General features: G+C 48.0%; 21 protein-coding genes. 10 read left to right on the top strand and 11 right to left on the bottom strand.

The features are described from left to right. Nucleotides 1-138: 138 nt before the first annotated feature. The 4 genes from ACE3MZ_RS06435 to ACE3MZ_RS06420 all read left to right on the top strand — a co-directional run bounded on the left by ACE3MZ_RS06435 (nt 139) and on the right by ACE3MZ_RS06420 (nt 2,746). The gene (locus ACE3MZ_RS06435) at nt 139-396 is read left to right on the top strand and encodes a hypothetical protein (RefSeq protein WP_411345637.1); all 258 of its coding nucleotides are present in this window, start codon (nt 139-141) and stop codon (nt 394-396) included. 198 nt (nt 397-594) lie between these two features. Next, entirely contained in the window at nt 595-1,338 is a 744-nt protein-coding gene (locus ACE3MZ_RS06430) for a glutamine amidotransferase-related protein (RefSeq protein ID WP_411345636.1), read from the top strand. 66 nt (nt 1,339-1,404) lie between these two features. After that, nucleotides 1,405-2,217 carry an adenosylmethionine decarboxylase gene (gene speD, locus ACE3MZ_RS06425; RefSeq protein ID WP_411345635.1) on the top strand — a complete coding sequence of 271 codons (813 nt, stop codon included), beginning with the start codon at nt 1,405-1,407 and terminating at the stop codon, nt 2,215-2,217. 13 nt (nt 2,218-2,230) lie between these two features. Next, nucleotides 2,231-2,746: a DUF6985 domain-containing protein gene (locus tag ACE3MZ_RS06420; protein WP_411345634.1), complete on the top strand. Its 516-nt coding sequence runs from the start codon at nt 2,231-2,233 to the stop codon at nt 2,744-2,746. A 265-nt stretch (nt 2,747-3,011) separates the two neighbouring features. On the opposite strand, the gene ACE3MZ_RS06415 is transcribed toward ACE3MZ_RS06420, so the two are convergent. The 4 genes from ACE3MZ_RS06415 to ACE3MZ_RS06400 form a co-directional block, all read right to left on the bottom strand. After that, entirely contained in the window at nt 3,012-3,674 is a 663-nt protein-coding gene (locus ACE3MZ_RS06415; RefSeq protein ID WP_411345633.1) for a cyclodeaminase/cyclohydrolase family protein, read from the bottom strand. Nucleotides 3,675-3,845: 171 nt separating this feature from the next. Continuing rightward, nucleotides 3,846-4,721, bottom strand: coding sequence for a sulfate ABC transporter permease subunit CysW (gene cysW, locus ACE3MZ_RS06410; RefSeq protein WP_411345632.1), 876 nt, complete (start codon nt 4,719-4,721; stop codon nt 3,846-3,848). A gap of 3 nt (nt 4,722-4,724) precedes the next feature. Continuing rightward, a complete protein-coding gene (cysT, locus tag ACE3MZ_RS06405; protein WP_411345631.1) occupies nt 4,725-5,591 on the bottom strand; it encodes a sulfate ABC transporter permease subunit CysT in 867 nt (288 codons plus the stop codon). 138 nt (nt 5,592-5,729) lie between these two features. Then, entirely contained in the window at nt 5,730-6,821 is a 1,092-nt protein-coding gene (locus ACE3MZ_RS06400) for a sulfate ABC transporter substrate-binding protein (protein WP_411345630.1), read from the bottom strand. A 425-nt stretch (nt 6,822-7,246) separates the two neighbouring features. Here ACE3MZ_RS06400 and ACE3MZ_RS06395 point away from each other — a divergent pair, with 425 nt between their 5' ends. Continuing rightward, a complete protein-coding gene (locus tag ACE3MZ_RS06395) occupies nt 7,247-8,233 on the top strand; it encodes a Gfo/Idh/MocA family protein (protein WP_411345629.1) in 987 nt (328 codons plus the stop codon). Between the two features lie 225 nt (nt 8,234-8,458). After that, the gene (locus ACE3MZ_RS06390) at nt 8,459-10,555 is read left to right on the top strand and encodes a YheC/YheD family protein (protein ID WP_411345628.1); all 2,097 of its coding nucleotides are present in this window, start codon (nt 8,459-8,461) and stop codon (nt 10,553-10,555) included. A gap of 251 nt (nt 10,556-10,806) precedes the next feature. Here the strand turns inward: ACE3MZ_RS06390 and ACE3MZ_RS06385 are convergent, their stop codons facing one another. The 3 genes from ACE3MZ_RS06385 to ACE3MZ_RS06375 all read right to left on the bottom strand — a co-directional run bounded on the left by ACE3MZ_RS06385 (nt 10,807) and on the right by ACE3MZ_RS06375 (nt 14,257). Next, entirely contained in the window at nt 10,807-12,669 is a 1,863-nt protein-coding gene (locus ACE3MZ_RS06385) for an S-layer homology domain-containing protein (protein ID WP_411345627.1), read from the bottom strand. 295 nt (nt 12,670-12,964) lie between these two features. Beyond that, on the bottom strand, nt 12,965-13,402 hold the full coding sequence (locus tag ACE3MZ_RS06380; RefSeq protein ID WP_411345626.1) for an HD domain-containing protein: 438 nt from the start codon (nt 13,400-13,402) through the stop codon (nt 12,965-12,967). Nucleotides 13,403-13,540: 138 nt separating this feature from the next. Then, nucleotides 13,541-14,257 carry a DUF4241 domain-containing protein gene (locus ACE3MZ_RS06375; RefSeq protein ID WP_411345625.1) on the bottom strand — a complete coding sequence of 239 codons (717 nt, stop codon included), beginning with the start codon at nt 14,255-14,257 and terminating at the stop codon, nt 13,541-13,543. Nucleotides 14,258-14,584: 327 nt separating this feature from the next. Here ACE3MZ_RS06375 and ACE3MZ_RS06370 point away from each other — a divergent pair, with 327 nt between their 5' ends. Both ACE3MZ_RS06370 and ACE3MZ_RS06365 read left to right on the top strand, forming a co-directional pair. Beyond that, entirely contained in the window at nt 14,585-15,355 is a 771-nt protein-coding gene (locus tag ACE3MZ_RS06370; protein WP_411345624.1) for a threonine/serine exporter family protein, read from the top strand. 33 nt (nt 15,356-15,388) lie between these two features. Continuing rightward, nucleotides 15,389-15,817 carry a threonine/serine exporter family protein gene (locus ACE3MZ_RS06365; RefSeq protein WP_411345623.1) on the top strand — a complete coding sequence of 143 codons (429 nt, stop codon included), beginning with the start codon at nt 15,389-15,391 and terminating at the stop codon, nt 15,815-15,817. Between the two features lie 88 nt (nt 15,818-15,905). Here ACE3MZ_RS06365 and ACE3MZ_RS06360 read toward each other — a convergent pair whose 3' ends face one another. The 3 genes from ACE3MZ_RS06360 to ACE3MZ_RS06350 are packed head-to-tail and all read right to left on the bottom strand — an operon-like array spanning nt 15,906 to nt 17,783. Then, entirely contained in the window at nt 15,906-16,274 is a 369-nt protein-coding gene (locus ACE3MZ_RS06360) for a hypothetical protein (RefSeq protein ID WP_411345622.1), read from the bottom strand. Between the two features lie 30 nt (nt 16,275-16,304). Next, the gene (locus tag ACE3MZ_RS06355; RefSeq protein WP_411345621.1) at nt 16,305-16,796 is read right to left on the bottom strand and encodes a hypothetical protein; all 492 of its coding nucleotides are present in this window, start codon (nt 16,794-16,796) and stop codon (nt 16,305-16,307) included. A gap of 3 nt (nt 16,797-16,799) precedes the next feature. Next, entirely contained in the window at nt 16,800-17,783 is a 984-nt protein-coding gene (locus tag ACE3MZ_RS06350; RefSeq protein ID WP_411345620.1) for a DUF4261 domain-containing protein, read from the bottom strand. A 343-nt stretch (nt 17,784-18,126) separates the two neighbouring features. Between ACE3MZ_RS06350 and ACE3MZ_RS06345 the strand changes: the two genes are divergently transcribed. Together ACE3MZ_RS06345 and ACE3MZ_RS06340 are read left to right on the top strand one after the other, a co-directional pair. Continuing rightward, nucleotides 18,127-18,648 carry a DinB family protein gene (locus ACE3MZ_RS06345; protein ID WP_411345619.1) on the top strand — a complete coding sequence of 174 codons (522 nt, stop codon included), beginning with the start codon at nt 18,127-18,129 and terminating at the stop codon, nt 18,646-18,648. Between the two features lie 109 nt (nt 18,649-18,757). Then, nucleotides 18,758-19,849, top strand: coding sequence for a M24 family metallopeptidase (locus tag ACE3MZ_RS06340; RefSeq protein ID WP_411345618.1), 1,092 nt, complete (start codon nt 18,758-18,760; stop codon nt 19,847-19,849). A gap of 130 nt (nt 19,850-19,979) precedes the next feature. On the opposite strand, the gene ACE3MZ_RS06335 is transcribed toward ACE3MZ_RS06340, so the two are convergent. After that, complete coding sequence (locus tag ACE3MZ_RS06335; RefSeq protein WP_411345617.1) at nt 19,980-20,720, bottom strand: queuosine precursor transporter; 741 nt, start codon at nt 20,718-20,720, stop codon at nt 19,980-19,982. Between the last annotated feature and the right edge of the window lie 36 nt (nt 20,721-20,756).

The raw sequence follows: 20,756 nt of genomic DNA, 5'->3' as shown, positions 1-20,756 counted from the left end.
GGTAATCTAAAGATATAGAGGCATATTCATCACTGTTTAGACGCGACGCGCATAAGCATGGATTGGATCGTCTCTATTTTCTTTTTTAGCTTTCTTTTTCAGCGTGACCATTCTGTTGAACCAGAAGGAGGAATTGCCATGACCGGTATCAAAATTGCCCGCGATGACAATCAGCTGACCATTGACTGGCAGCAGTCCAAGCTGGAAATCCCTCTGCATGAAGCCGTCTACGTAACGCTGGATCAAGACATCCTATGCTCGGAATTCCACTCTACCCTGCTGCATACACCGTATAGTACAAGGGATCGGATCATGATTCAGACAGGAAAAGATACGTATCTGCTGCTGAACGACAATCGGATCACCATCATGAATCGATCTCGCCAGCATCACTGACGGCAACCTCAAAACATGAATCTAAAAATAGCTATCTGTGGCAAACGACACTGCCGTAGCCACTGGAGTACAGCTGGATCGTATCACTATTGATCCACAAGTTTTGACTGCCTTTCATTCTTCCATTACAATAACGTTTTAATCCAACTGCCTGAACGATACGGCAGCATTCCTGAATGGAAAGGTGGTCTCTTTTTTATGCTCAAAATTGCTATTATCGGCGACTATCAACCAGAAGCAAAAGCGCATATTGCCATTCCACAAGCAATCGCTTTGGCAGCGGAACATTTGCAGTGTCAAGCAGAATTACAGTGGTTACCCACGCCAGAATTGAACAACACAACAATTCCTTTGTTATCTGGTTACGATGCAGTCTGGGCAGCTCCGGCTACACCCTATATCCATATGGAAGGCGCATTGCAAGCGATTCGATATGCGCGTGAGCAACAGATTCCTACCCTCGGAACATGCGGTGGTTATCAGCATCTGCTGATTGAATTTGCCCGTCATGTACTGCATTTACAGGAAGCTGATCATGCCGAATCCAATCCAGAAGCCAATACGTTAATCGTGACTCCGCTCACCTGTTTCGTCAATGAACAGACCCACCATTTTACGCTGAAGCCGCATTCTAAGATTGCTACGATATACGGCATGACAGAGATTAGTGAGCAATATGGTATCTGCAATTACGGTTTGAATGCGCAGTATGTAGACCTATTTGCTGAGCAAGGGTTTGCTATCACTGGCAGGGATTGGAATGGAGAAGCACGCATTGCCGAGTTGGAGAATCATCCGTTTTACGTCGGGACGCTGTTTCAACCTGAGCGATCCGTATTTCGCAATGTCGTTCATCCATTGATTCGCGCTTTTTTACATAGTGCACTCTCGCATTCGCAGACAGCGGGAACGTTTACGATACCATTTTCACAGTCGGAATAGATCATTCATTGGGTAAATGAACAATAACATCATCTGTATCCACGTACATTTTACGAATGGGAGGTAATGATTGTGGGCTTGACCAAACAGCAGCGTATTCAACTGCATAACTTTAACAATCTGACCAAATCACTCAGTTTCAATATGTACGACATTTGTTATACTCGCACCAAGCAGGAGCGCGAAGCGTATCTGGAATATATCGATGAGCAGTACAATGCAGATCGACTTAGTGGTATTCTGACCAATGTATCGGATATTATCGGTGCGCATGTGCTCAATATCGCCAAGCAGGATTATATACCGCAAGGTGCCAGCGTCACGATGCTGATCTCGGAAGGTCCGGTCGAGACAGCGCCGAATGCTTCTTTTGAGGAGTCGCCGGGACCGCTGCCAGAGCATGTGCTGATTCATCTCGACAAAAGCCATATTACAGTGCATACGTATCCTGAATATCATCCCGATGAGGGCATTAGCACCTTCCGCGCGGATATTGATGTCTCCACCTGCGGTGAGATTTCTCCGCTCAAGGCGCTTAATTTTATGATTCATTCCTTTGATACGGACATTATGACTATCGATTATCTTGTGCGCGGATTTACACGCGATATCGAAGGCAACAAGCTGTTTATCGATCATGATATTAGCTCAATTCAGAATTTCATTCCAGCTGAGGTACAGGATCTGTATCAGATGATTGATGTGAATATTTATCAAGAGAATATTTTCCATACAAAATGTAAACGCAAAGAATTCGATCTGGATAATTATCTGTTCGGATATACCAGCGACTCATTATCTCCAGAAGAGCAGCAGCATATTACTGACAGGCTCACACGAGAAATGAACGAGATTTATTACGGGAAAAATATGGGCTAAGGAGTGAGTCAAGTTGCCAGCTGCGTTGCTAAAAGAAATCACCGAAACACAAGGATACCTGAGCGCTCTGTTTGACAGTTCACTCTTTGGGCAGCCGATTCAGGTGAATGCGATTGAGCCGAACATCCCACTGATGTATGCCGAGCGTTGTGCACAGGCGTTTCAGGCGCTGAGTCCGGCATTGTTGCAGCAGTTGTATCGGTATAGCTATGATTACTGTCTCGACTTCTGTGCATATGTTGGCGAGACGCCGCCAGTGATCCAGCAGCCAGAGGATATTTTGCAATATATCGCCCCGATGAGCATGGAAATCCCGGCATTTCCAGAAGAATATACTGCCGAAACCGCTGATCCAGTCCTGCATTTGGAGCTGGAATGTGAATGGGAACCAGAGCATGGTCTAGAATGGTTAATTCGTGGACATGATATTCTGTATATAGGCAGCTGCGAGATGGTATCGGAGTGGAGAGACAAGGAATATTACCGCGAGTATCATAGCAATTATGCGTTTGGCAACAAGTTGGACTAGCAATATGACTGACGGTACAGCGTATATAGAAACGTGGTAGATGATGCTGGATATTAAATGATCCATTGCTACAACAGCTAACATACAAAGCCCCTTATCGTTTACAGCCATGAAAGATTGGCGGCAACGAGTAAGGGGCTTTTATCATTGTCTTGTCTGATTGTACGATCCACCATTGATATTCGGCTATGTTTCGCCAGTCTTTTCATCCATATGAATGATCTGTATGAACGATCTGCAATCTATGATGTCATACCTTTTCATATTAGGCATTTTCGTGAATGCGGCGTTGTACCTGTTCTAGCAATTCCATTTTACGGTCAGTGATTTTGTTCATCAGGACGGTTGCATAACCAGCATATGCCTGCTTCAGATCATCGTCATGCAATGTGACCAGATTGATATTCACAGTCAACAATGAACTATGCGCCGCCGCTTCAAACAGAATAATCCCGATGCCAATATCCGACAATACCGTACGATTACATACGTCGATCAGCGGTGCAGCACTGTACATCCCATACAAACAGCATTCCATCAGCCGCAGTGGCGTGTCGATCGACTGAATCCGTGTCTCATGCACCGTCTGTCGACGCTCCTCCTGCTGATCCGGTGTTAATTTGGGCAATTGCAAAGCTTCGATATATTGACCAAACGCTTCAATATCCTCTGCCATTAACCATTCGCATGCTGTGGAAATGTACTCCATATCCTGTAGAGCCTGTGCCATATGCTGCTGTATATGTTCATATCCCTCACCTTGGGAAAAGTTTGCCGTCATTGAGGTCATTGCTGCTCCTAATGCAGCGACGATGGAAGCAACACTGCCTCCGCCCGGCGTCGGTTCCGAACGGGCCAGCTGTTCCATAATCCGCCGAAGCGGCTCGTCCCATGAAACGGTGTTCAATTCAGCTTGTTCTACCTTCACATGAATTCCCTCCTTCAACAGGCATTATCCACTTATTACCCATTTAGCAGAGGCTTGCCTATCGTTAAAACGTGTGTCGGCATATTTATTTTACAAGCGCTTCCAAATGGTATACGTATGCTGATCTGAATGACGTTTCTGCTATACAATTTCTACTATAGAGTAGATCAATCAAGACTGGTGCGTAGCGCGATCCATTTTCCATTCCAGCACTGATTTTAAGATGAGAATAATTAATGCCAGCAACACCAGAATCGACGATACGGCAAAAGCAGCTGCAAACTGATACTCGTTATATAGAATCTCAATATGCAGCGGTAGTGTGTTCGTTTCCCCGCGAATATGACCAGATACGACAGACACCGCACCAAATTCACCCATCGCGCGCGCACTACACAGCACGATTCCGTATAGCAACCCCCATTTGATATTCGGCAACGTCACCCGCCAGAAAATCTGCCAGCCGCGTGCACCGAGACTGACTGCCGCCTCCTCTTCCTGTGTGCCTTGCGCTTGCATGAGCGGCACCAACTCGCGCGCGACAAACGGCAAGGTCACGAATACTGTCGCCAGCACCATCCCCGGTAATGCGAATACAATCTGAATATTGTGTTCATCCAGCCAAGGACCGAGGAATCCCTGCGCCCCGAATAGCAAAATATACACCAGACCAGAAATAACCGGCGAGACTGCAAATGGAATATCGATCAATGTAATCAGCGCATTTCTACCGCGAAAACGGAATTTGCTGATCGCCCATGCTGCTGCAATACCGAACAGCGTATTGAGCGGAACCGCAATCGCTGTAATGAGCAACGTAAGCCGCAGCGCTGACAGTGCGTCGGGATCGATGACTGCGGCTTCATACACTTCCCAGCCCTTTTTGAACGCTTCGATCAGAATGCAGACCAATGGCAGAACGACGATTAATACTAGAAATAACAGCGCAATACCGATTAACGTCCAGCGAATCCCAGCCGACTCGGTAATATGGCGAGGTTGCCTGCGGGAAGATACCGATTTGGCTGACAATTGTGCTCCCCCCATCCTTTACCTCCCCTCTACTGCACTGCGATTGATTCGCCATTGCAGTACATTGATCAATAACAGCAAAATAAATGAAATTATAAGCATAACTAGCGCCACCGCCGCTGCACCCGCATAATCGTACTGCTCCAGCTTGGTCATAATGAGCAGCGGCGCAATCTCTGTCTTGAGCGGCATATTGCCGGAGATGAATACAACCGAACCGTATTCTCCAATGCCCCGTGCAAAAGCAAGTGCAAATCCGGTCAACAATGCTGGCCACAATTCGGGCAAAATGACTTTGAAAAAAATCTTCAGTCGGTACGCGCCCAGCATCACCGCCGCTTCTTCGGTGTCCTTATTCAAATCCTGCAATACCGGCTGTACCGTCCGAACGACAAATGGCACCCCGATAAAGATCAGTGCAATCGTAATACCGAGCGGTGTATAAGCGATCTTAATACCGAGCGGCGCCACCAGTTGACCGATCCAACCGTTGGGCGCATAGATCGTACTGAGTGCAATGCCCGCCACAGCCGTCGGCAACGCAAATGGCAGATCAATTAGACTGTCGATCAATCGTTTGCCGGGAAACCGATAACGCACCAACACCCATGCCAGCAGCAGACCGAATACCAGATTGACCAGCGCTGCCGCAAATGCCGTCAAAAAGCTTACCCTGTACGAAGCCAGCACGCGCGCTGCCGTGACCGTTTCCCAGAAGCCGCTCCAGCTTAACTCGGTCGTTTTGATCACCAATCCAGCTAGCGGAATCAACACGATGAGACTGAGGTAGATAATCGTAAATCCCATCGACAACCCGAAGCCCGGCAAGATGCTGCGAACCCGGCGCGAGGATGCTCCTGGCTGTATAGCTGCTTTCGTACTCATCTGTTTCCCCCCTGTAAACAGCTACAGCTGCAACGTATGTCGCAGCCGTGTTTCGCTGATTGTTCCTGTCCATTGCTATTGCTTGTTATTCACATCTATTCATGTTCATACTGAACGTATGCGCTTTTGTATTACAGATCAGGAGCCTGGTGTGTAAATCTGGTCAAATACACCACCGTCGCTGAAATGTGTTTCCTGTGCTTTTTTCCAGCCGCCAAAGTCCTTGTCGATCGTCAGCAGCTTCATATCCTTGAAAGTATCTTTATATTTGGCAGCGATCTTCTCATTGATCGGACGATAGAAGTTCTTCGCCGCAATCTCCTGCCCTTCATCCGAGAACAGATATTCCAGATACGCCTTCGCTACTTCCTGCGTGCCGTGCTGTTCGGCTACTTTGTCTACGACAGCTACTGGCGGCTCTGCCAGAATACTGATCGACGGATACACAATCTCGAATTGATCTGGTCCCAGTTCCTTTTGCGACAGCAGGGCTTCATTTTCCCAAGCGATCAATACATCGCCGATGCCTTTTTCCACAAAGGTAGTTGTAGCGCCGCGTGCGCCAGTGTCGAGTACCGGTACATGTTTGAACAGCTCGGACAGATAAGCTTTCGCTTTTGTTTCATCATTGTTGTTCTGCTCTAATGCGTAACCGTATGCCGCCAAATAGTTCCAGCGCGCACCGCCGGACGTTTTGGGATTCGGAGTGATAACCTGTACATCCGGTTTGATCAGATCGTTCCAGTCTTTGATGCCTTTGGGATTGCCCTTGCGTACGAGGAAGACGATGGTCGATGTGTAAGGAGAGCTGTTGTGCTCAAATTTGCTTTGCCAGTCGGTTGGCAGCAGTCCCTTTTCAGCGATGGCGTCGATATCGTAACCAAGTGCCAGTGTGACTACATCGGCTTTTAATCCGTCGATGACTGCGCGTGCTTGTTTACCAGAACCACCATGCGATTGCTTGATAGTCACTTCCTGACCCGTTTTACCTTTCCAGTACGTTTGGAAAGCTTTGTTGTATTCCTCATACAGTTCGCGCGTCGGATCGTACGATACGTTCAGCAGCTCGACCGAACCTTTGCCGTCACTACCGGAAGAAGCGTTGCTGTCGGTGGACCCATTTCCGCAAGCACTTAAAACCAACGTGAACAAAAGTATGGCTGACAATACGCCAGCAGTTTGAATACGGAAAAATCTGCCTTTTTGTGCATATGCTTTTGTCTTTTTCAAACCCAACACCCCATCTTTGTCATTTGATTGCCTGTCCCAGTCTTACTCCACTTCTTACTACACTGTTCGTTAACCTATAATTCCTACCTAAATACTAAGTTATGAATGAACTTTATCAGCATTGATCATTTTATTCAATATGAAAAGAAGAGATTTATACTGTCCTGCTTATCGAAATTTATGATGAAATAGGCGTATATATCAGCTTTTTCTATATTTGCTTCTATACTTGCCGAAAACGGTACCAAATAACACTTTGTCAGCATATGGTTTACTCAGTTATAATGGTTAGACTGTATTCCATTCATTTGCACATGCAATCGCACGGATACTGGGATGTCAGGCAGCATCGTTTTCTGCTGATGGCAATGACCTGATCTGCTGGCGATCTACTACAATCTATACACTACAGAAAGGGCGATGGTATGGTCCGCTTTGGTATCATTGGCACAAACTTTATTACAGAGCGTTTTATTGAGGCTGCAAAACGCAATGAGGATTTTGAACTGACTGCACTGTATTCGCGCACCGGTGAACGGGCTGCGCAATTTGGACAGAAATATGGCATCCCGCATCACTACACTGATTTGCAGGAGATGTTGGATAGCGGTAACATTGACGCGGTTTATATTGCCAGCCCCAACTCGCTGCATGCAGAGCAAGCGATTCAATGTATGGACAATGGCAAACATGTGCTGTGTGAGAAGCCGCTGGCATCTAATGTGGCAGAAGTGCAAGACATGATTAACGCGGCGCGCCGCAATGGTGTAGCGCTGATGGAAGCGATCAAGTCGGCGCTAATGCCGAATTTCGTAGCGCTGCATAATAGTTTGCCGAAGCTGGGACAGGTACGACGTTATTTTGCCAATTATGGTCAATATTCGTCTCGCTATGATGCGTACAAAGAAGGAAATATTCAAAATGCGTTCCGTCCGGAATTTTCCAACGGATCGTTAATGGATCTTGGTGTCTATTGTATTTATCCGCTAGCAGTACTATTCGGTCGTCCGAATACGGTACGCGCAACAGGCGTCATGCTGGAATCTGGTGTAGATGGTGAAGGCAGTATTATCGCTTCGTACGATGATATGGATGCGGTGATTATGTATTCCAAAATCACCGACTCCTCTCTGCCATCCGAAATTCAGGGCGAGCTGGGCAGCATTCGCATTGATAAGATTAGCGAGCCGAATCAGATCGTGATGACGTATCGCGGTGGATTCGCCGAGAATCTGCATGTGACGCAGTACGAGCCGCCCATGTACTACGAAATCCGCGAATTCCTCGATCTGATTGCGGATGGACGACAGGAATCAGAGATTGCTTCATGGGAAAGCTCCCTGATTACAGCAGAGATTATGGAAGACGCACGCAAGCAGCTGGGGCTTGTGTATCCAGCAGATGTAAAATAAACCGGTTGATCTGCATCGGTACAACGATGTAGTCACCAACGAACTGGATCAAATGAACGGGATCACAAGAAAAAGGAGAGCATAGTGCTCTCCTTTCCTGTATCCAACGATCATGGATGACAGGATAGATGGGATACTCTTAATGATTCACAGTCTGTGCTTGCTGATTGTGTGGCAACACCTGCCTGCTGTACAACGTTTTATTTTTAATCGAGGAGAATGATTATGACGGATATCGGGGTTTATCATGCGGTACATCCTTTACATCTACTACCTGCCGGGCGTGTAGAAGCACTTGTACAAGCAGCGCAGCGGCAGCATGTGCAGCTGCTCTTTTTTGACGAAGATGGAATTGATCTGGAGCAGCGAACCGTGCAAGCGATGATTCCTGATCCAGAGCAAGCTGGCAATTGGCTTCTGCGCGAGTGTCCACTGCCGGAGATTGTGATGAACGAAATGGCGCGTCTGCCTGCTGAACGTTCCCCAGTGGAACAGCGTTTGAATCGACTAGTCACGTTCACTTCCCATCCTATTCATACTAAGCAAAAGGTGCAGGACATGCTGAGCGAGTTACCACAATGGAGAGACTGGATTGTGCCAACCACTGTCTGCACAGGCATTGATAGTATGCTGCAATTGTTGCAGCAGCAGCGCGATCTGATCTTAAAACCAGATCAGGGACGGCAAGGACAGCATATCGTTCGAGTACGACTGACGGACAATGACCAGTATAGCTGGCAAACAGGCAATACAGCATTGATATTGGAAATGGACGGATTGCGCAGACTTGCCGAGCCGCTATTGGAGCGTCAAACCTATCTGATGCAGCCGTATATTCAAAGTGTCACTGAGGATGGACGTCCATTTGATTTTCGCATTCATGTGCAGCGCGGGCAGGATGGTACGATGCAGCTGACACGATTATATGTACGTTATGGACAGCCCGGCGCAGTAACAAGCAATCTAGAACAGGGCGGTGCGACAGCCGATTGGACAGCATGGATCAAGCAACAGCATCCACAGCATGCCGACGATTATATCGCCCGTTTGCCGGAACTGGGCTTGCAGCTGGCTCAGGATATCGATGGACTGTATGATTATCCGCTGGATGAGCTGGGGCTGGATATAGCGCTGGATCAGCAGGGCAAATGGTGGTTTTACGAAGCCAACACTGCGCCGCAGACACGGGAGCATGAAGCAGAACGTGCTGAACATGCGGTCGCTTATGCTGTCCATTTATCTCAGCGTCATCTGTTGCTGGATGCTCTACCTAAGTTGCCGACGAATCCTCAGGTGATCGGCTTGCTTTCTCTGCAACAAGCGGACGATACAGAATATCTGTTTATCGAAGCCTGTTCAGCGGTTGCCCGATTGCATGACGCTATACTGGTGCGTATATATGCTGATGATATTTTCTATCCACAACAACGATTGCTCGGCTATGTATGGGAGCATTCTCGCTGGGTGGCATACGATTGTCCGTATCCTGACGTATTATTCGACCGCTTGAAAAAGCGCGGCATTGCCGCTTATTCGCGCATGTACAGTGAATTGTCACATATTCCTGCTACCCATGAACTGAAAAGTGGCTCCATGAGCAAAATGCATATTTATCGCTTGCTGCAACAAGCACCAGAACCGTTGCAATCTCTGTTGATCCCGTTTCATGAATCTGTACATCCGAAAAGCATCGTCCGGTTCATCCAGAAGCATCAATATACCGTGCTGAAGCCGGATACCGGGTCGCATGGACAGCATATTTTCAATATTCGGCAGCTGGAAGATGGCTACGAAGTGTATGATCAGTCGTATTTACACCAGCTGGATACCGAGCAATTACAGCAATTTGTATCGATGACGATTGGACAGGGTTATATTTTACAGCGGTTTGTTGATAGTTCGACCGGGCAGGATTATCCGTTTCATCTGCGAACCCATGTGATGAAAGTAGCGGATGGTCAGTGGGATGTGGCGTTTGTACAGCCTTATGTCGCGGTATCTGCATATCGTAAGGTGACCAATCATGAGCAGACGTTACGGGTAGCGACCAAATGGGATTGGTTTCTCAATCTGGAATATGGCGAGAAGCAAGGCGGTACAATGGATCAACGCATTCGCGAGCTGGCTACCGGTGTTGCCGCCTATCTGGAGCCGCTACTCAAGCGTCGGTTCCCCGAAGTGGCCATTGATATTGGCATTGACCGCGAACGCAACATCTGGTTATTTGAAGCAAATTTCAACCGGATCGGTAACTCCTTCCATTCGTTTGAAGTTGCAAAGTATGCTGTGCCGTATGCCCTGTCGCTACTTCCGAAGTCATAATCGCCGTATGAGTCAGATGCGATTCTGAATATAACGACCTGATATATCTTCAATTCAGATGGAGCATGTACGCTTACTCTATACCACCGATACAACATACTACCATTACAAAATACAATCATTACAAAGAGCCTCTGCTGTTGAAAGTATTCAACGTAGCAGAGGCTCTTTTGGTTATGCACATTGTGCAGTTCAGTATTGTCTATTGCTGTTGCCAAATCTGCACGAAATGTACGGTGTACAAGTTTCGATTAGGAATTCAGCAATTGATTGTTTTGCAGCCATCTTACAAGTGTAGCGGCTCCTTCATTTTGCGTGACAACCGGGTTGGCTGTCAGCGCGGAATCGCCGGAAGATACAATACCGGAAGCATTGCCATCGCTCAGCGCCTGTTGAAGCTCGGCTTTTGCCCATTGACTAGCAGCTGAGTTCGTCGTTGGTGTGGTTGTACTTGTTGCCGCACCTTCGCCCAATCCATATACATTGGCGGCACGCGTCAGAATCACAGCAAGTTGCTCACGGCTGATCACGCGATCCGGTGCAAACTCCGTGCCGGATATGCCTTTCAGAATACCAGTTGCAGACAGGGCTTGAATCGCGCGTGTTTCCGGTGTATTCGATGCCAGATCGGTAAACGATGATGTGCCCGTAGATTGACTTGTATTGATGCCCAGCGCCGATGCAAGATATTGCGCCAATTCGCCGCGTGTCATTGCAGAATTGCCATTGACATCACTCTGTTGCGCTTGTGGCACGATCTGCTTTTGTTTCAGTAGTTGCAGTTGTGAGGAATCGCTACTGTTAGCAATTGGTGCTGTTACTTTGACAATTTGTAAAGTTGCGCCTTCCAGTGCATGCACAGAAGCATTCCCATTCTCGTCAAACGTAACGGGCACAACGTAGGAATTGCCATTGGTATCGGTCGCCATGCCTACATAATCATTGCTACTACCTGCGGCATCTGGTACGGCTACGCCGAGCTGGATATACCGGTTAGCATAATCATTTACCGTTGTTTGTTGGTCACCACTAGCAACCTGTACACTCACCTGATATGCGGTGCCATTTACTGCGCCAGCCACGTTAGCAGGAGCGGCTACTTTCTGTGCACTAATCACCCAGTTTGCCTGATCCGAGGTGTTCAGCTTTTCATTTTGTACTAGCTTGTTCAAAGCCGAGGATGGAATATAGATGCTCACATCGCCCGTTTTAACAGCAAAGCCATTTTGCTTGGACAACAGACTTTGCACAACAGCACCGCTAAAGTTGATCTGGTATTGTTGTTTACCTTTGACAGCGGAGGCGTCGATCATTACGGTTTTGTTGACTTGAGAATCGCTGACCGATTGACGAATCTGATCGGTCAGTACCTGTAATACTGCCTGCTGCTCACTGGATTGTGGAGCCAGAACCGCTGCTCCTCGTGTACGTGCGCTATCGGTGCTGGTACCAGAATGTACTGCATCAATCGTTGTCGTGCCGCTTGCAGTTGGAGTCGTAGTTGTTGTGGATGGGCTGGATGGTGTAGTCGTTTGCGGCTGAGTTGATGGTGTTGATGAAGAGCTGGACGATGTCGTATCTTTGTCTTTGTCCTTTTTCACTTCAATCGTTACCGTTGCCGGATCGGATGTATGATTTTGCAAATCGGTCACATAATAGGTAAAGGTATACGTGCCTGCGCTAGCGCCATTGTACGTAAAATCGCCGGTATTCGCATTCAGTGTCAGCGTTCCCGAAGCAGGCTGACTACCGATATGGTACGTTAATTGATCGTCGCTATCTTCATCACTCGCTTGCAATTGAGCCGTCAGCACTGCCGATTTTTTCACAGCAAAGCTCATTGCACGAGCAATCGGAACCGACCCGCTCTCACCATGCGTCAGCTTGGAAGAACTTTTAAAAAACTGCTGTTTGAAATAGGCAATGGAATCACCAGTGTAGACGGTTGGCTGATCGGTACTGACGCTGTAGGAAGAAGTAGAGGTTGCCGACGATGTCGTTACACTCTGTGCCTGTGTTACGCCTGGCGCAGCTGCGAGACCGGTAGCCAGAATGGACGTGCTGGCGAGGTGTATAACCTTTTTGGCTGTTAGATTTTCTTTATTTTTCTTCATGCTGCTGGCAGCCCCTTTGACCGATGAAATATAAATAATTAACTAAACAACTTTTTACGTTATTATCGGTTCAAAAATGAATTTTATGTATAGAGATTTACAGAGAACCATCATAATTATGCCGTATATACAATATTCAAAGCGCAAATCGGATAGTTTCACAATGGTTATTCCACAAAAAAAGACTGCCCATATGCGGCAGTCTTAGGTTTATTCCGAACATTCCTTTTTAATGTTACATCTATTTCGCAACAACACTCTGCATAGTTATACACTACATGGTTGCATTCCCAGCTCAATGCGCCGCTTGCGTCTCTGTCATCAATTCATCCAGCGCACGTCCATACTTGCTCAGCCGTTCCATATCTTTTACAGACGGCTCGTTGTTACGCGACGGGTCCATATTATCTTCAATATCCGCGATCTTGACCGTACGGGCAATCGAGTTCTGTTTGGCACGTCGGACGAAATCGTGATAATCCTCTCCCTCACGACGGCTCATCGCCTGAACGGCATCCACAATCTCCTCGGAAAAGCCTTCGGCAGCAAGGTCATGGGCGGTTACGTCCGTGTCTTCCAGCACATCATGCAGGACGGCGACGATTCGAGCCTCCTCGGAACTCATTTTCAGCATCACCCGCAATGGATGCAAAATGTACGGCTGTCCAGCGCGATCCGTTTGACCAGAATGGGCGCGTGTTGCAACGATAATGGCTCTATCCAGATTACTCATCTCCAACTCCCCTTTCCCTAACATCTCAATGTATTGTAAGTGGCTATGCTAGTTATTACAACAGGCACCGCCGGATGAATCACTTCTCCGGCGGTGCCTGTTGATCGTGCCATTATATTGTTGTCTCTCTACATGTCATTAATCAGGATATACGTTAAAATCAGTCACTAACTGGGCGCAGCTACCATCAGCAGCATAGCCAATATAGCTGTGATACACACCATTGCCAAAACCACTGGAAAATAGCGCCATATTATCGCCGGTATCCAGTTCAGTCACTAACCAGCTGCGGACAGGACGGAAGGTTTCGATCGCTGCCGCCTCCCACGCATCCATCAATTCCTGTGCCAATTCTGGATTGTCCAGCTCCTGCTGCTCAGCCAACCAACGGTAAGCGCGAGCATCCAGATAACTACCAGTGCCAGAATCGACGGCAAATCCCCAGCGCGCCTGCTCATACAAATTGTACGGATCGGCTTCAGGGCTAAATTCGCGCTCTGCACCTTCCCAGCGTGCGACTGGCGCATCACTGAATATAACACGGGCAAAAGCAACCCGTTCGTCCACAGGAATCTGGCGATTCTCACGCTGCTCCGCCGGATCGGTAATGCAAGCAATCGACAGCTCTACCGGGAAAGATCCTTTAGGGAATTCCTGCACAAATGGAGTGGATTGTATCAGGCTGTACGGATCATCGGCCACGATTTTACCTGTGGTCACGCGCAGTTCCCCGATAGACTCGGTATAAAAAGCAAGATTGCGTCTCTGGCCTCTGCGGAATTTGACCTGCTCTAGGTGAAACCCTCTTTTGAACACTTCCTCCAGTACCTTACTCTCATGTAACACCTTGTCCATCTTTCTTTCCTCCCTTGTTCGCTGGATGATGTGGATTACATAACATTATACCCCTCCCGCTCCAAGAAGAAAGATTTTTTATTGGATATTCCCAAAAAAATCATACAAATTTTTGAATTTAGACACGAAATGTGAGAAAAGTTGGGGAATATCACGGCAATTGTTTACATCCCATGTAGCACATGATGGTTCTCAAGGATTTGCAGACGTTTTCAGCAATTCAGTTCTTTTTGCAATAGTTTGCGCAGGATTGTGTATGCTAAGGATTGAATGATTGTGAAGGATCACGCATAATGTGATAGATGAATGTTCAGGAGAGGATGGAGAATGGGCTTGGATCAACCGTCAACGTTTAGCCGGGCGATTAATGAGATTATGGATACATGTATGCTGGCTGGGCAAATTATGCTGCAAAGCGGCGCGGAAACGTATCGGGTAGAGGATACGATGACCCGAATCGCTGATGCGTCCGGCATGCCCGGCGCGCACAGCTATGTTACGCCGACAGCGATCATGTTTTCTACAACCGGCGCTGAGAGCGCACGACTGGTACGTATCGATGAACGCACCACCGATTTGCACAAAATCGCGCAGGTCAACGATATTTCGCGTCGCATCAGCAGCGGCGAATTGAGCGCTGTCGATGCGTATACCCTGCTAAAAGTGATTGAGGCAGGCCCGCCGGAATATCCGACCTGGCTGAAAATGCTGGCTGCTGCTATTGCCAGTGGCTGTTTTACAATTATGTTTCAGGGCGGCTGGGCAGATTTTATCCCGTCGGTCATTGCCGGATTTGTCGGCTATACAGCGGCATTGTATTTGCATAAATGGGTACAAGTGAAGTTTTTTGCTGAATTGTCTGCTGCCTTTGCGATCGGACTGCTGGCTTCGATCTTTGTCGAGTTTCATATCGGACGCGAATTGGACAAAATCATCATCGGCTCCGTTATGCCGCTGGTGCCGGGTTTGCTAATTACGAACGCTATCCGCGATCTGATGGCGGGTCATCTCGTCTCCGGCATCTCCAAAGGCGCGGATGCGCTATTGACCGCCTTTGCGATCGGTGCGGGCGTCGCGATTATTTTGACATTTGTGTAGCTCCAGCAGGTCTGGACAGAAAGGCAGGTTATTATGTACATACTGGCTCAGCTTGCGACCAGCTTTATCGCTTCCGCCGGTTTCGGTATTCTGTTCAATGCGCCGCGACGTTCGCTGCTGCAATGTGGAATCTCCGGTATGCTGGGGTGGATGGTGTATATTTTGCTGTATGAGCATATTGATCCGATTGCAGCGACGCTGTTTGCTACTTTTATTGTAGGCGGTATCAGCCAGATCTTCGCACGCATCTACAAAACGCCGGTGATCATCTTCAGCGTCGCCGGTGTGATTCCGCTCGTTCCTGGCGGATTAGCGTACAATTCCATGCGTCATTTTGTGGAAAATAATTATGCTGAAGCTACTGCACTGGCCGCTCAGGCTGCTATGTTATCCGGGTCGATTGCGCTCGGTCTCGTTCTATCAGAAGTGTTCAACCAAATGATACGCCGTGCTGCCCGATAATGGGTGCACGGCGTATTAAGTATAGAGGCGCTCATAATTGGAGCGCATATGCAGTTGACTGTCTTCTTCCTATATTCTTTTGGAATGATCAGGCAGGTAGACGCTGCTCGGCATAACATTCCGCCAGCCAGTGGACAAATTCGTCCTCCACTCCTAACAGATACGCACAGAAGATCAGATCGATATCATCAGCGATATAGGCAGCCAGATCACCGCTACCAGAAGCACGAATCACCTGATCAAAAGCCAACCGACTCCATTCCTGCATCTGTTCTTGCTCTACTGGCTTCAGCCCATCCCGATGCAGCTTCTGATACGCTGCAATCCAAGCAGCGTCAAAATCAGCACTGTCCCGGTAGTCCAAATAAGCCTGTTCATCCAGCAGTTCCCACAATCCGTCCGGCAGCAGTTGTGCTTGCTCCAGACGGGGTTGAATGATTGAGATCAGTGTTTTCACTTGATCAATCTCCTGTTTCATTATTTACGATTAACTACACGATAAACGTAGCCACATATTCACTTCATCCAGCCCGGTCACGACCGCTTTGACCATATAGCCAGGATACCGTGTTTCTGGCGGCACGGCTGCATTGCATTCCCCGTCGTCGATAATACCATACGCATCATTAGGCAGACTGAGAATAACACCCTGTGGATAAAAGACTTCGATAATCCCACTCACCACATCGCCAAACTGGAATTTGGCTTTGGTCTGCTCCCATTCCCGGCGGTGCGGTGCAGTCGCTTGGCTCCATACCTGTTCAAATTGCTCACGGGTAATATCTTCGCCTTCTGCATCATCCATACTCTGATCAAACTCCTGATCATATAAGCAGAAATGCAGTTCCTCATCTGAGCGGCAGGATACGATCCAGCGTCCTTCGTCTTCAATCACTTGACGCAACACGGTTCGCTCACTGTCCACCTCAAAATAATAATTTTCATCACTTTCTTCAAATCGTAATCGATAATAGTCCATGAATTAAACCTGTTCCTGTCCACCATCGGAATGTCCGGTTTGCTGATGACCGGCATAATACGTTTGCCCCGGGTCCAGATCAAGCACTACTCGGCGCGGAGCAACAAGCGAATACTGATGCTCTACCTTCCAGCGCTGATCCTCCTGCATCCCGATTGTCTCTCCGTCGGTAATAATGTCTCCCTGATGGTAAATATAATCCGCTACATTCATCAAAAACTGCGCCACTTCCGCCGGTTCCATATCGTAAAAATGACACTGCACATCCGGCACACCAAGCGCCGACAAGCCGCAGCTGTCCATCACCATCTCGCGTCGTTCTTCATCAGACGGAATGCTATACAAGCGAATATTCAGCGCACCATATAGCTGCTGGTCCTGCTCTAGCGCTTGCAATAACGCTTCCGCCGATACTAGTTTGTCGCTTGCATTGTAATAGACTGCATCACATGGAGCGACCTCTAGGACGGCACGCATCACTTTATTGAACAAAGACAATCTCTCCTGTGGCGGCATGCCTCTTGCCATCATATCCGTCAGCAGCAGTTCATAGCTGCATTGTTCCAGCACAGCGCCTGCTTCTGGCCAATGCCAAGACTGCTGAATCGCCGTCTCATACATCGATGGCAATGGAGCGGTTGTTGCTGGCATCAACGCCGTTTGTACCGGCATAGAGCCTTCCTGATATTCCAATGTGTGATTGAGATGGAAAAAGTGATAATGATCTTCCTGATCCTCTTCTTCACTATTGCTTGCTTCACTACGCGCTTCCCACACGGCGAGTGTCTCTTCCGCATCTTCTGCCAGATCTTCGGCAGTACGTACGGGCCCTGTATATTCCAGCACTTTGGCGTACAATGCTTCCCGGTCGATGACCGGCTTTTCCTTATAAAGCAATTGTGCAGTATAGATAGCGGCATAGCCGTAATCTTCTTCCATTTCTCGTTGTTGCTGCGGTTCCGGCTGACCGGAGTCCATTGATGTCATGATGATGCTCCCTTCGCTTTTCGTTTTGCGGGTATTGGGGTCTGCTGCTCTTTATTACCCTGATTGCGGCAGTATTGAATTATTCAGCAACAAGGTGATATGACAAAGGTATGGGTATATCCTTATCCTTAATAAAATATGTACATAACAGCGATAACAGCGGTCACAGTCATATTCGTGACAGATGGTGTATAATCCTCTATAACAGGCTGGAAAGGCAGACTCGCGTTTCAACGCTCCGCTGAACCGGGTACTCTGCAATTATAATCGGTTCTGCTCAAGGTAGATAGACAGTACCGAATGTTCCACCTAATCCGCAACACCAACCCAAGGAGGTATTGTTATGATCCATCCTCATACTATTTCTGTTCGTGAACAAGTCTGGAACTTTGTCGATACTCTGGATGAGACGATACTGAATGAACACGCGCAACCTGACCAGTGGAGTATTGCACAGGTATTGGAGCATATGTATTTAATGGAACAAGCGATCACTGAACGCTTGAATGCTACATTACAGCAAACCGAACCGACTCCGCCGCCATTGTCGCGTGCAGATGGCGCGACGCCTACATTTTACCTGACGCTGGATCGTTCACGCAAAATCCCGGCGCCATCCAATCTGGTGCCTGCTGATAAGCATGCCACTTTACAAGAGCTGCATACGCGTCTGGATCGCTCACGCAATCGTCTGGAGCAAGTGGTGGAAACTGCTGATCCAGAGCAATTGAAGCAAAAAACGATGAATCATCCCGTGTTTGGACCGCTAACGCTAGAAGAATGGTTGGAATTTATCGGTCTGCACGAGCAGCGCCATCTGGAACAAATCAAAGATATCCAATCCGCACTGGCAGCTGCCAGCTGATTGCAGAGTCGACTGCTTTCGTTCACTTGGGGAACACGTTACAATAGAAGATGTTGATATTGATTCAGAATCTAGATAACGATCCAGCAATCAAAGGAGCTGCTAACCGATGGACGACAGAATTGCTACTCTGCGCGGATTGATGAAACAGGCAAGTTTGGATAGCCTGCTGATCACCGATCCGAAGCATGTATATTATTTGACCGGATTCGCCAGCGATCCGCATGAGCGGTTTCTCGGCTTATTCATTCCAGACGGAGACGAGCCGTTTATTCTGCTGCCCGCTCTGGATGAAGACAAGGCACGCAGCGTGTCCACTGTAGAACGCATCGAAACGCACACTGATACCGACAATCCGTATGTTCGCTTGAAGCATTACGTCAAGGGCAAGATCGGCAAACTGGGCGTGGAAAAGGAACATCTATCTGTAGCACGCTTTGAACAGCTGTCCGCCGAGCTGGACGCTGAGAGTTATAGCGATATCGGCAGTCTGCTGAACGGCATGCGTTCGCGCAAATCGCCGGACGAAGTGCAGCGCATGATCGTTTCGATTCAGAAAATCGAAGAAGTGCTGCGCCGTGGTCTGTCCAGCGTACGCGTCGGTATAACTGAGATTGATCTCGTTGCCGAACTGGAATACCAAATGAAAAAAGTCGGCGCCGAAAAAGCCGCTTTTGACACGATGGTATTGTCCGGTCCGAATACTGCGTTGCCGCACGGCGTACCGGGTAGCCGCAAGCTGCAATCCGGCGAGCTGGTGATGTTCGATCTTGGTCTGTTTTACAATGGGTATGCTTCCGACATTACCCGCACCTTTGCGCTAGGTGATGTGGATGATGAGACAGCAAACGTATATCATACGGTTCTTGCTGCCAACGAAGCAGCGATTGCAGCTACGCGACCGGGTGTTACCTTTGCCTCAATTGACAAAGCGGCACGCGATGTAATTACCGAAGCAGGCTATGGAGATCGCTTTATCCATCGCCTTGGTCATGGGCTTGGAATGGATACGCACGAATATCCGTCAGTACACGGCAGCAACGAAACGCTGGTGGAATCCGGTGTTCTGTTTACGGTCGAGCCGGGCATTTATATCCCCGGACATTGTGGTGTGCGCATTGAAGACGATGTGATCGTAACCGACACAGGTGTTGATGTACTATCCTCGTTCCCGAAAGAATTGACCGTCATCGGCAACTGAGTTGTTCGACAGTCATTCATCATTTTGGATGAATGCAAAAGCAAACACGCCATTTCTCTTACGTACTCAAGTAGAGAATGGCGTGTTTTGTTTGCATATACGAATATTGCTTACGCATTAAGCGTTACCTTTATTCCGCTTCGCCTTTGGCAGCAGCTGGGCGAATCAGCAGTGGCTGATCTTCAGCCGGCACCTTGAAGCTACGTGCCAGATACAGAAATGGCGTACCGACAGCAGTCAGAATGAATTTTAAAATATACGTCGTGAACAGAATTTCCAGCCAGACCGACCATTCGTACATTCCCATAAAAGCGATAGTACAGAAGATCAGCGTATCGACAAATGAACTGATCATCGTACTGCCGTTGTTGCGAATCCATAGCTGATTCGGTGCCGGGAATGAGCGACGCAGCCAGCGATACAATCGCACGTCCAACAGCTGACTGACCAGATATGCAGTCAGACTCGCAATCAGCAGAATAGAAATATTTCCAAAAATCAATTCCAGCGCTGCCTGCGCATCCGAGGAAATATCCACACCCGGTGCAACTTCAAATTTCAATGCCATCTGCATAACAATCGTCGTTACAATCAAGGTGAAAAAGCCAAACCAGACGGCGCGACGTGCCACCTTGGGACCGAAGCGCTCGTTCAGCAAATCGCTTGCCAGATACATACTAACGTATAGCGTATTGCCCAGCGTCGTCACCACACCTGCGAGTTCAATCGTTTTGATCACTTGAATATTGGCGAGAATAGCGGCGATGGCAATCCAGCCATACATCCCTTTAATCCCAAACAAACGATAACTGAGTACAAATAATGTATAAATCACAAGCACGAATAAAATACCCCAACCTATGTTGAACAATCCAGTTTCCCCCTAGTTTTGATAACGCGGGATGGT

Source organism: Paenibacillus sp. WLX1005 (genome assembly GCF_046603685.1).
Taxonomy (GTDB): Bacteria; Bacillota; Bacilli; order Paenibacillales; family Paenibacillaceae; genus Saccharibacillus.
Note: the sequence above shows the minus strand (reverse complement) of the source record. Positions and strands in the feature narration are given on the sequence as shown.

Excerpts from the sequence above, each read along its gene's own strand:
- cysW (WP_411345632.1), bottom strand. The coding sequence starts at position 4,721 with ATGGGGGGAGCACAATTGTCAGCCAAATCGGTATCTTCCCGCAGGCAA.
- ACE3MZ_RS06365 (WP_411345623.1), top strand. The coding sequence starts at position 15,389 with ATGTACATACTGGCTCAGCTTGCGACCAGCTTTATCGCTTCCGCCGGT.
- ACE3MZ_RS06370 (WP_411345624.1), top strand. The coding sequence starts at position 14,585 with ATGGGCTTGGATCAACCGTCAACGTTTAGCCGGGCGATTAATGAGATT.
- ACE3MZ_RS06355 (WP_411345621.1), bottom strand. The coding sequence starts at position 16,796 with ATGGACTATTATCGATTACGATTTGAAGAAAGTGATGAAAATTATTAT.
- ACE3MZ_RS06430 (WP_411345636.1), top strand. The coding sequence starts at position 595 with ATGCTCAAAATTGCTATTATCGGCGACTATCAACCAGAAGCAAAAGCG.
- ACE3MZ_RS06395 (WP_411345629.1), top strand. The coding sequence starts at position 7,247 with ATGGTCCGCTTTGGTATCATTGGCACAAACTTTATTACAGAGCGTTTT.
- ACE3MZ_RS06375 (WP_411345625.1), bottom strand. The coding sequence starts at position 14,257 with ATGGACAAGGTGTTACATGAGAGTAAGGTACTGGAGGAAGTGTTCAAA.
- ACE3MZ_RS06385 (WP_411345627.1), bottom strand. The coding sequence starts at position 12,669 with ATGAAGAAAAATAAAGAAAATCTAACAGCCAAAAAGGTTATACACCTC.
- ACE3MZ_RS06435 (WP_411345637.1), top strand. The coding sequence starts at position 139 with ATGACCGGTATCAAAATTGCCCGCGATGACAATCAGCTGACCATTGAC.
- speD (WP_411345635.1), top strand. The coding sequence starts at position 1,405 with ATGATTGTGGGCTTGACCAAACAGCAGCGTATTCAACTGCATAACTTT.
- ACE3MZ_RS06345 (WP_411345619.1), top strand. The coding sequence starts at position 18,127 with ATGATCCATCCTCATACTATTTCTGTTCGTGAACAAGTCTGGAACTTT.
- ACE3MZ_RS06390 (WP_411345628.1), top strand. The coding sequence starts at position 8,459 with ATGACGGATATCGGGGTTTATCATGCGGTACATCCTTTACATCTACTA.
- ACE3MZ_RS06340 (WP_411345618.1), top strand. The coding sequence starts at position 18,758 with ATGGACGACAGAATTGCTACTCTGCGCGGATTGATGAAACAGGCAAGT.
- cysT (WP_411345631.1), bottom strand. The coding sequence starts at position 5,591 with ATGAGTACGAAAGCAGCTATACAGCCAGGAGCATCCTCGCGCCGGGTT.
- ACE3MZ_RS06350 (WP_411345620.1), bottom strand. The coding sequence starts at position 17,783 with ATGACATCAATGGACTCCGGTCAGCCGGAACCGCAGCAACAACGAGAA.
- ACE3MZ_RS06380 (WP_411345626.1), bottom strand. The coding sequence starts at position 13,402 with ATGAGTAATCTGGATAGAGCCATTATCGTTGCAACACGCGCCCATTCT.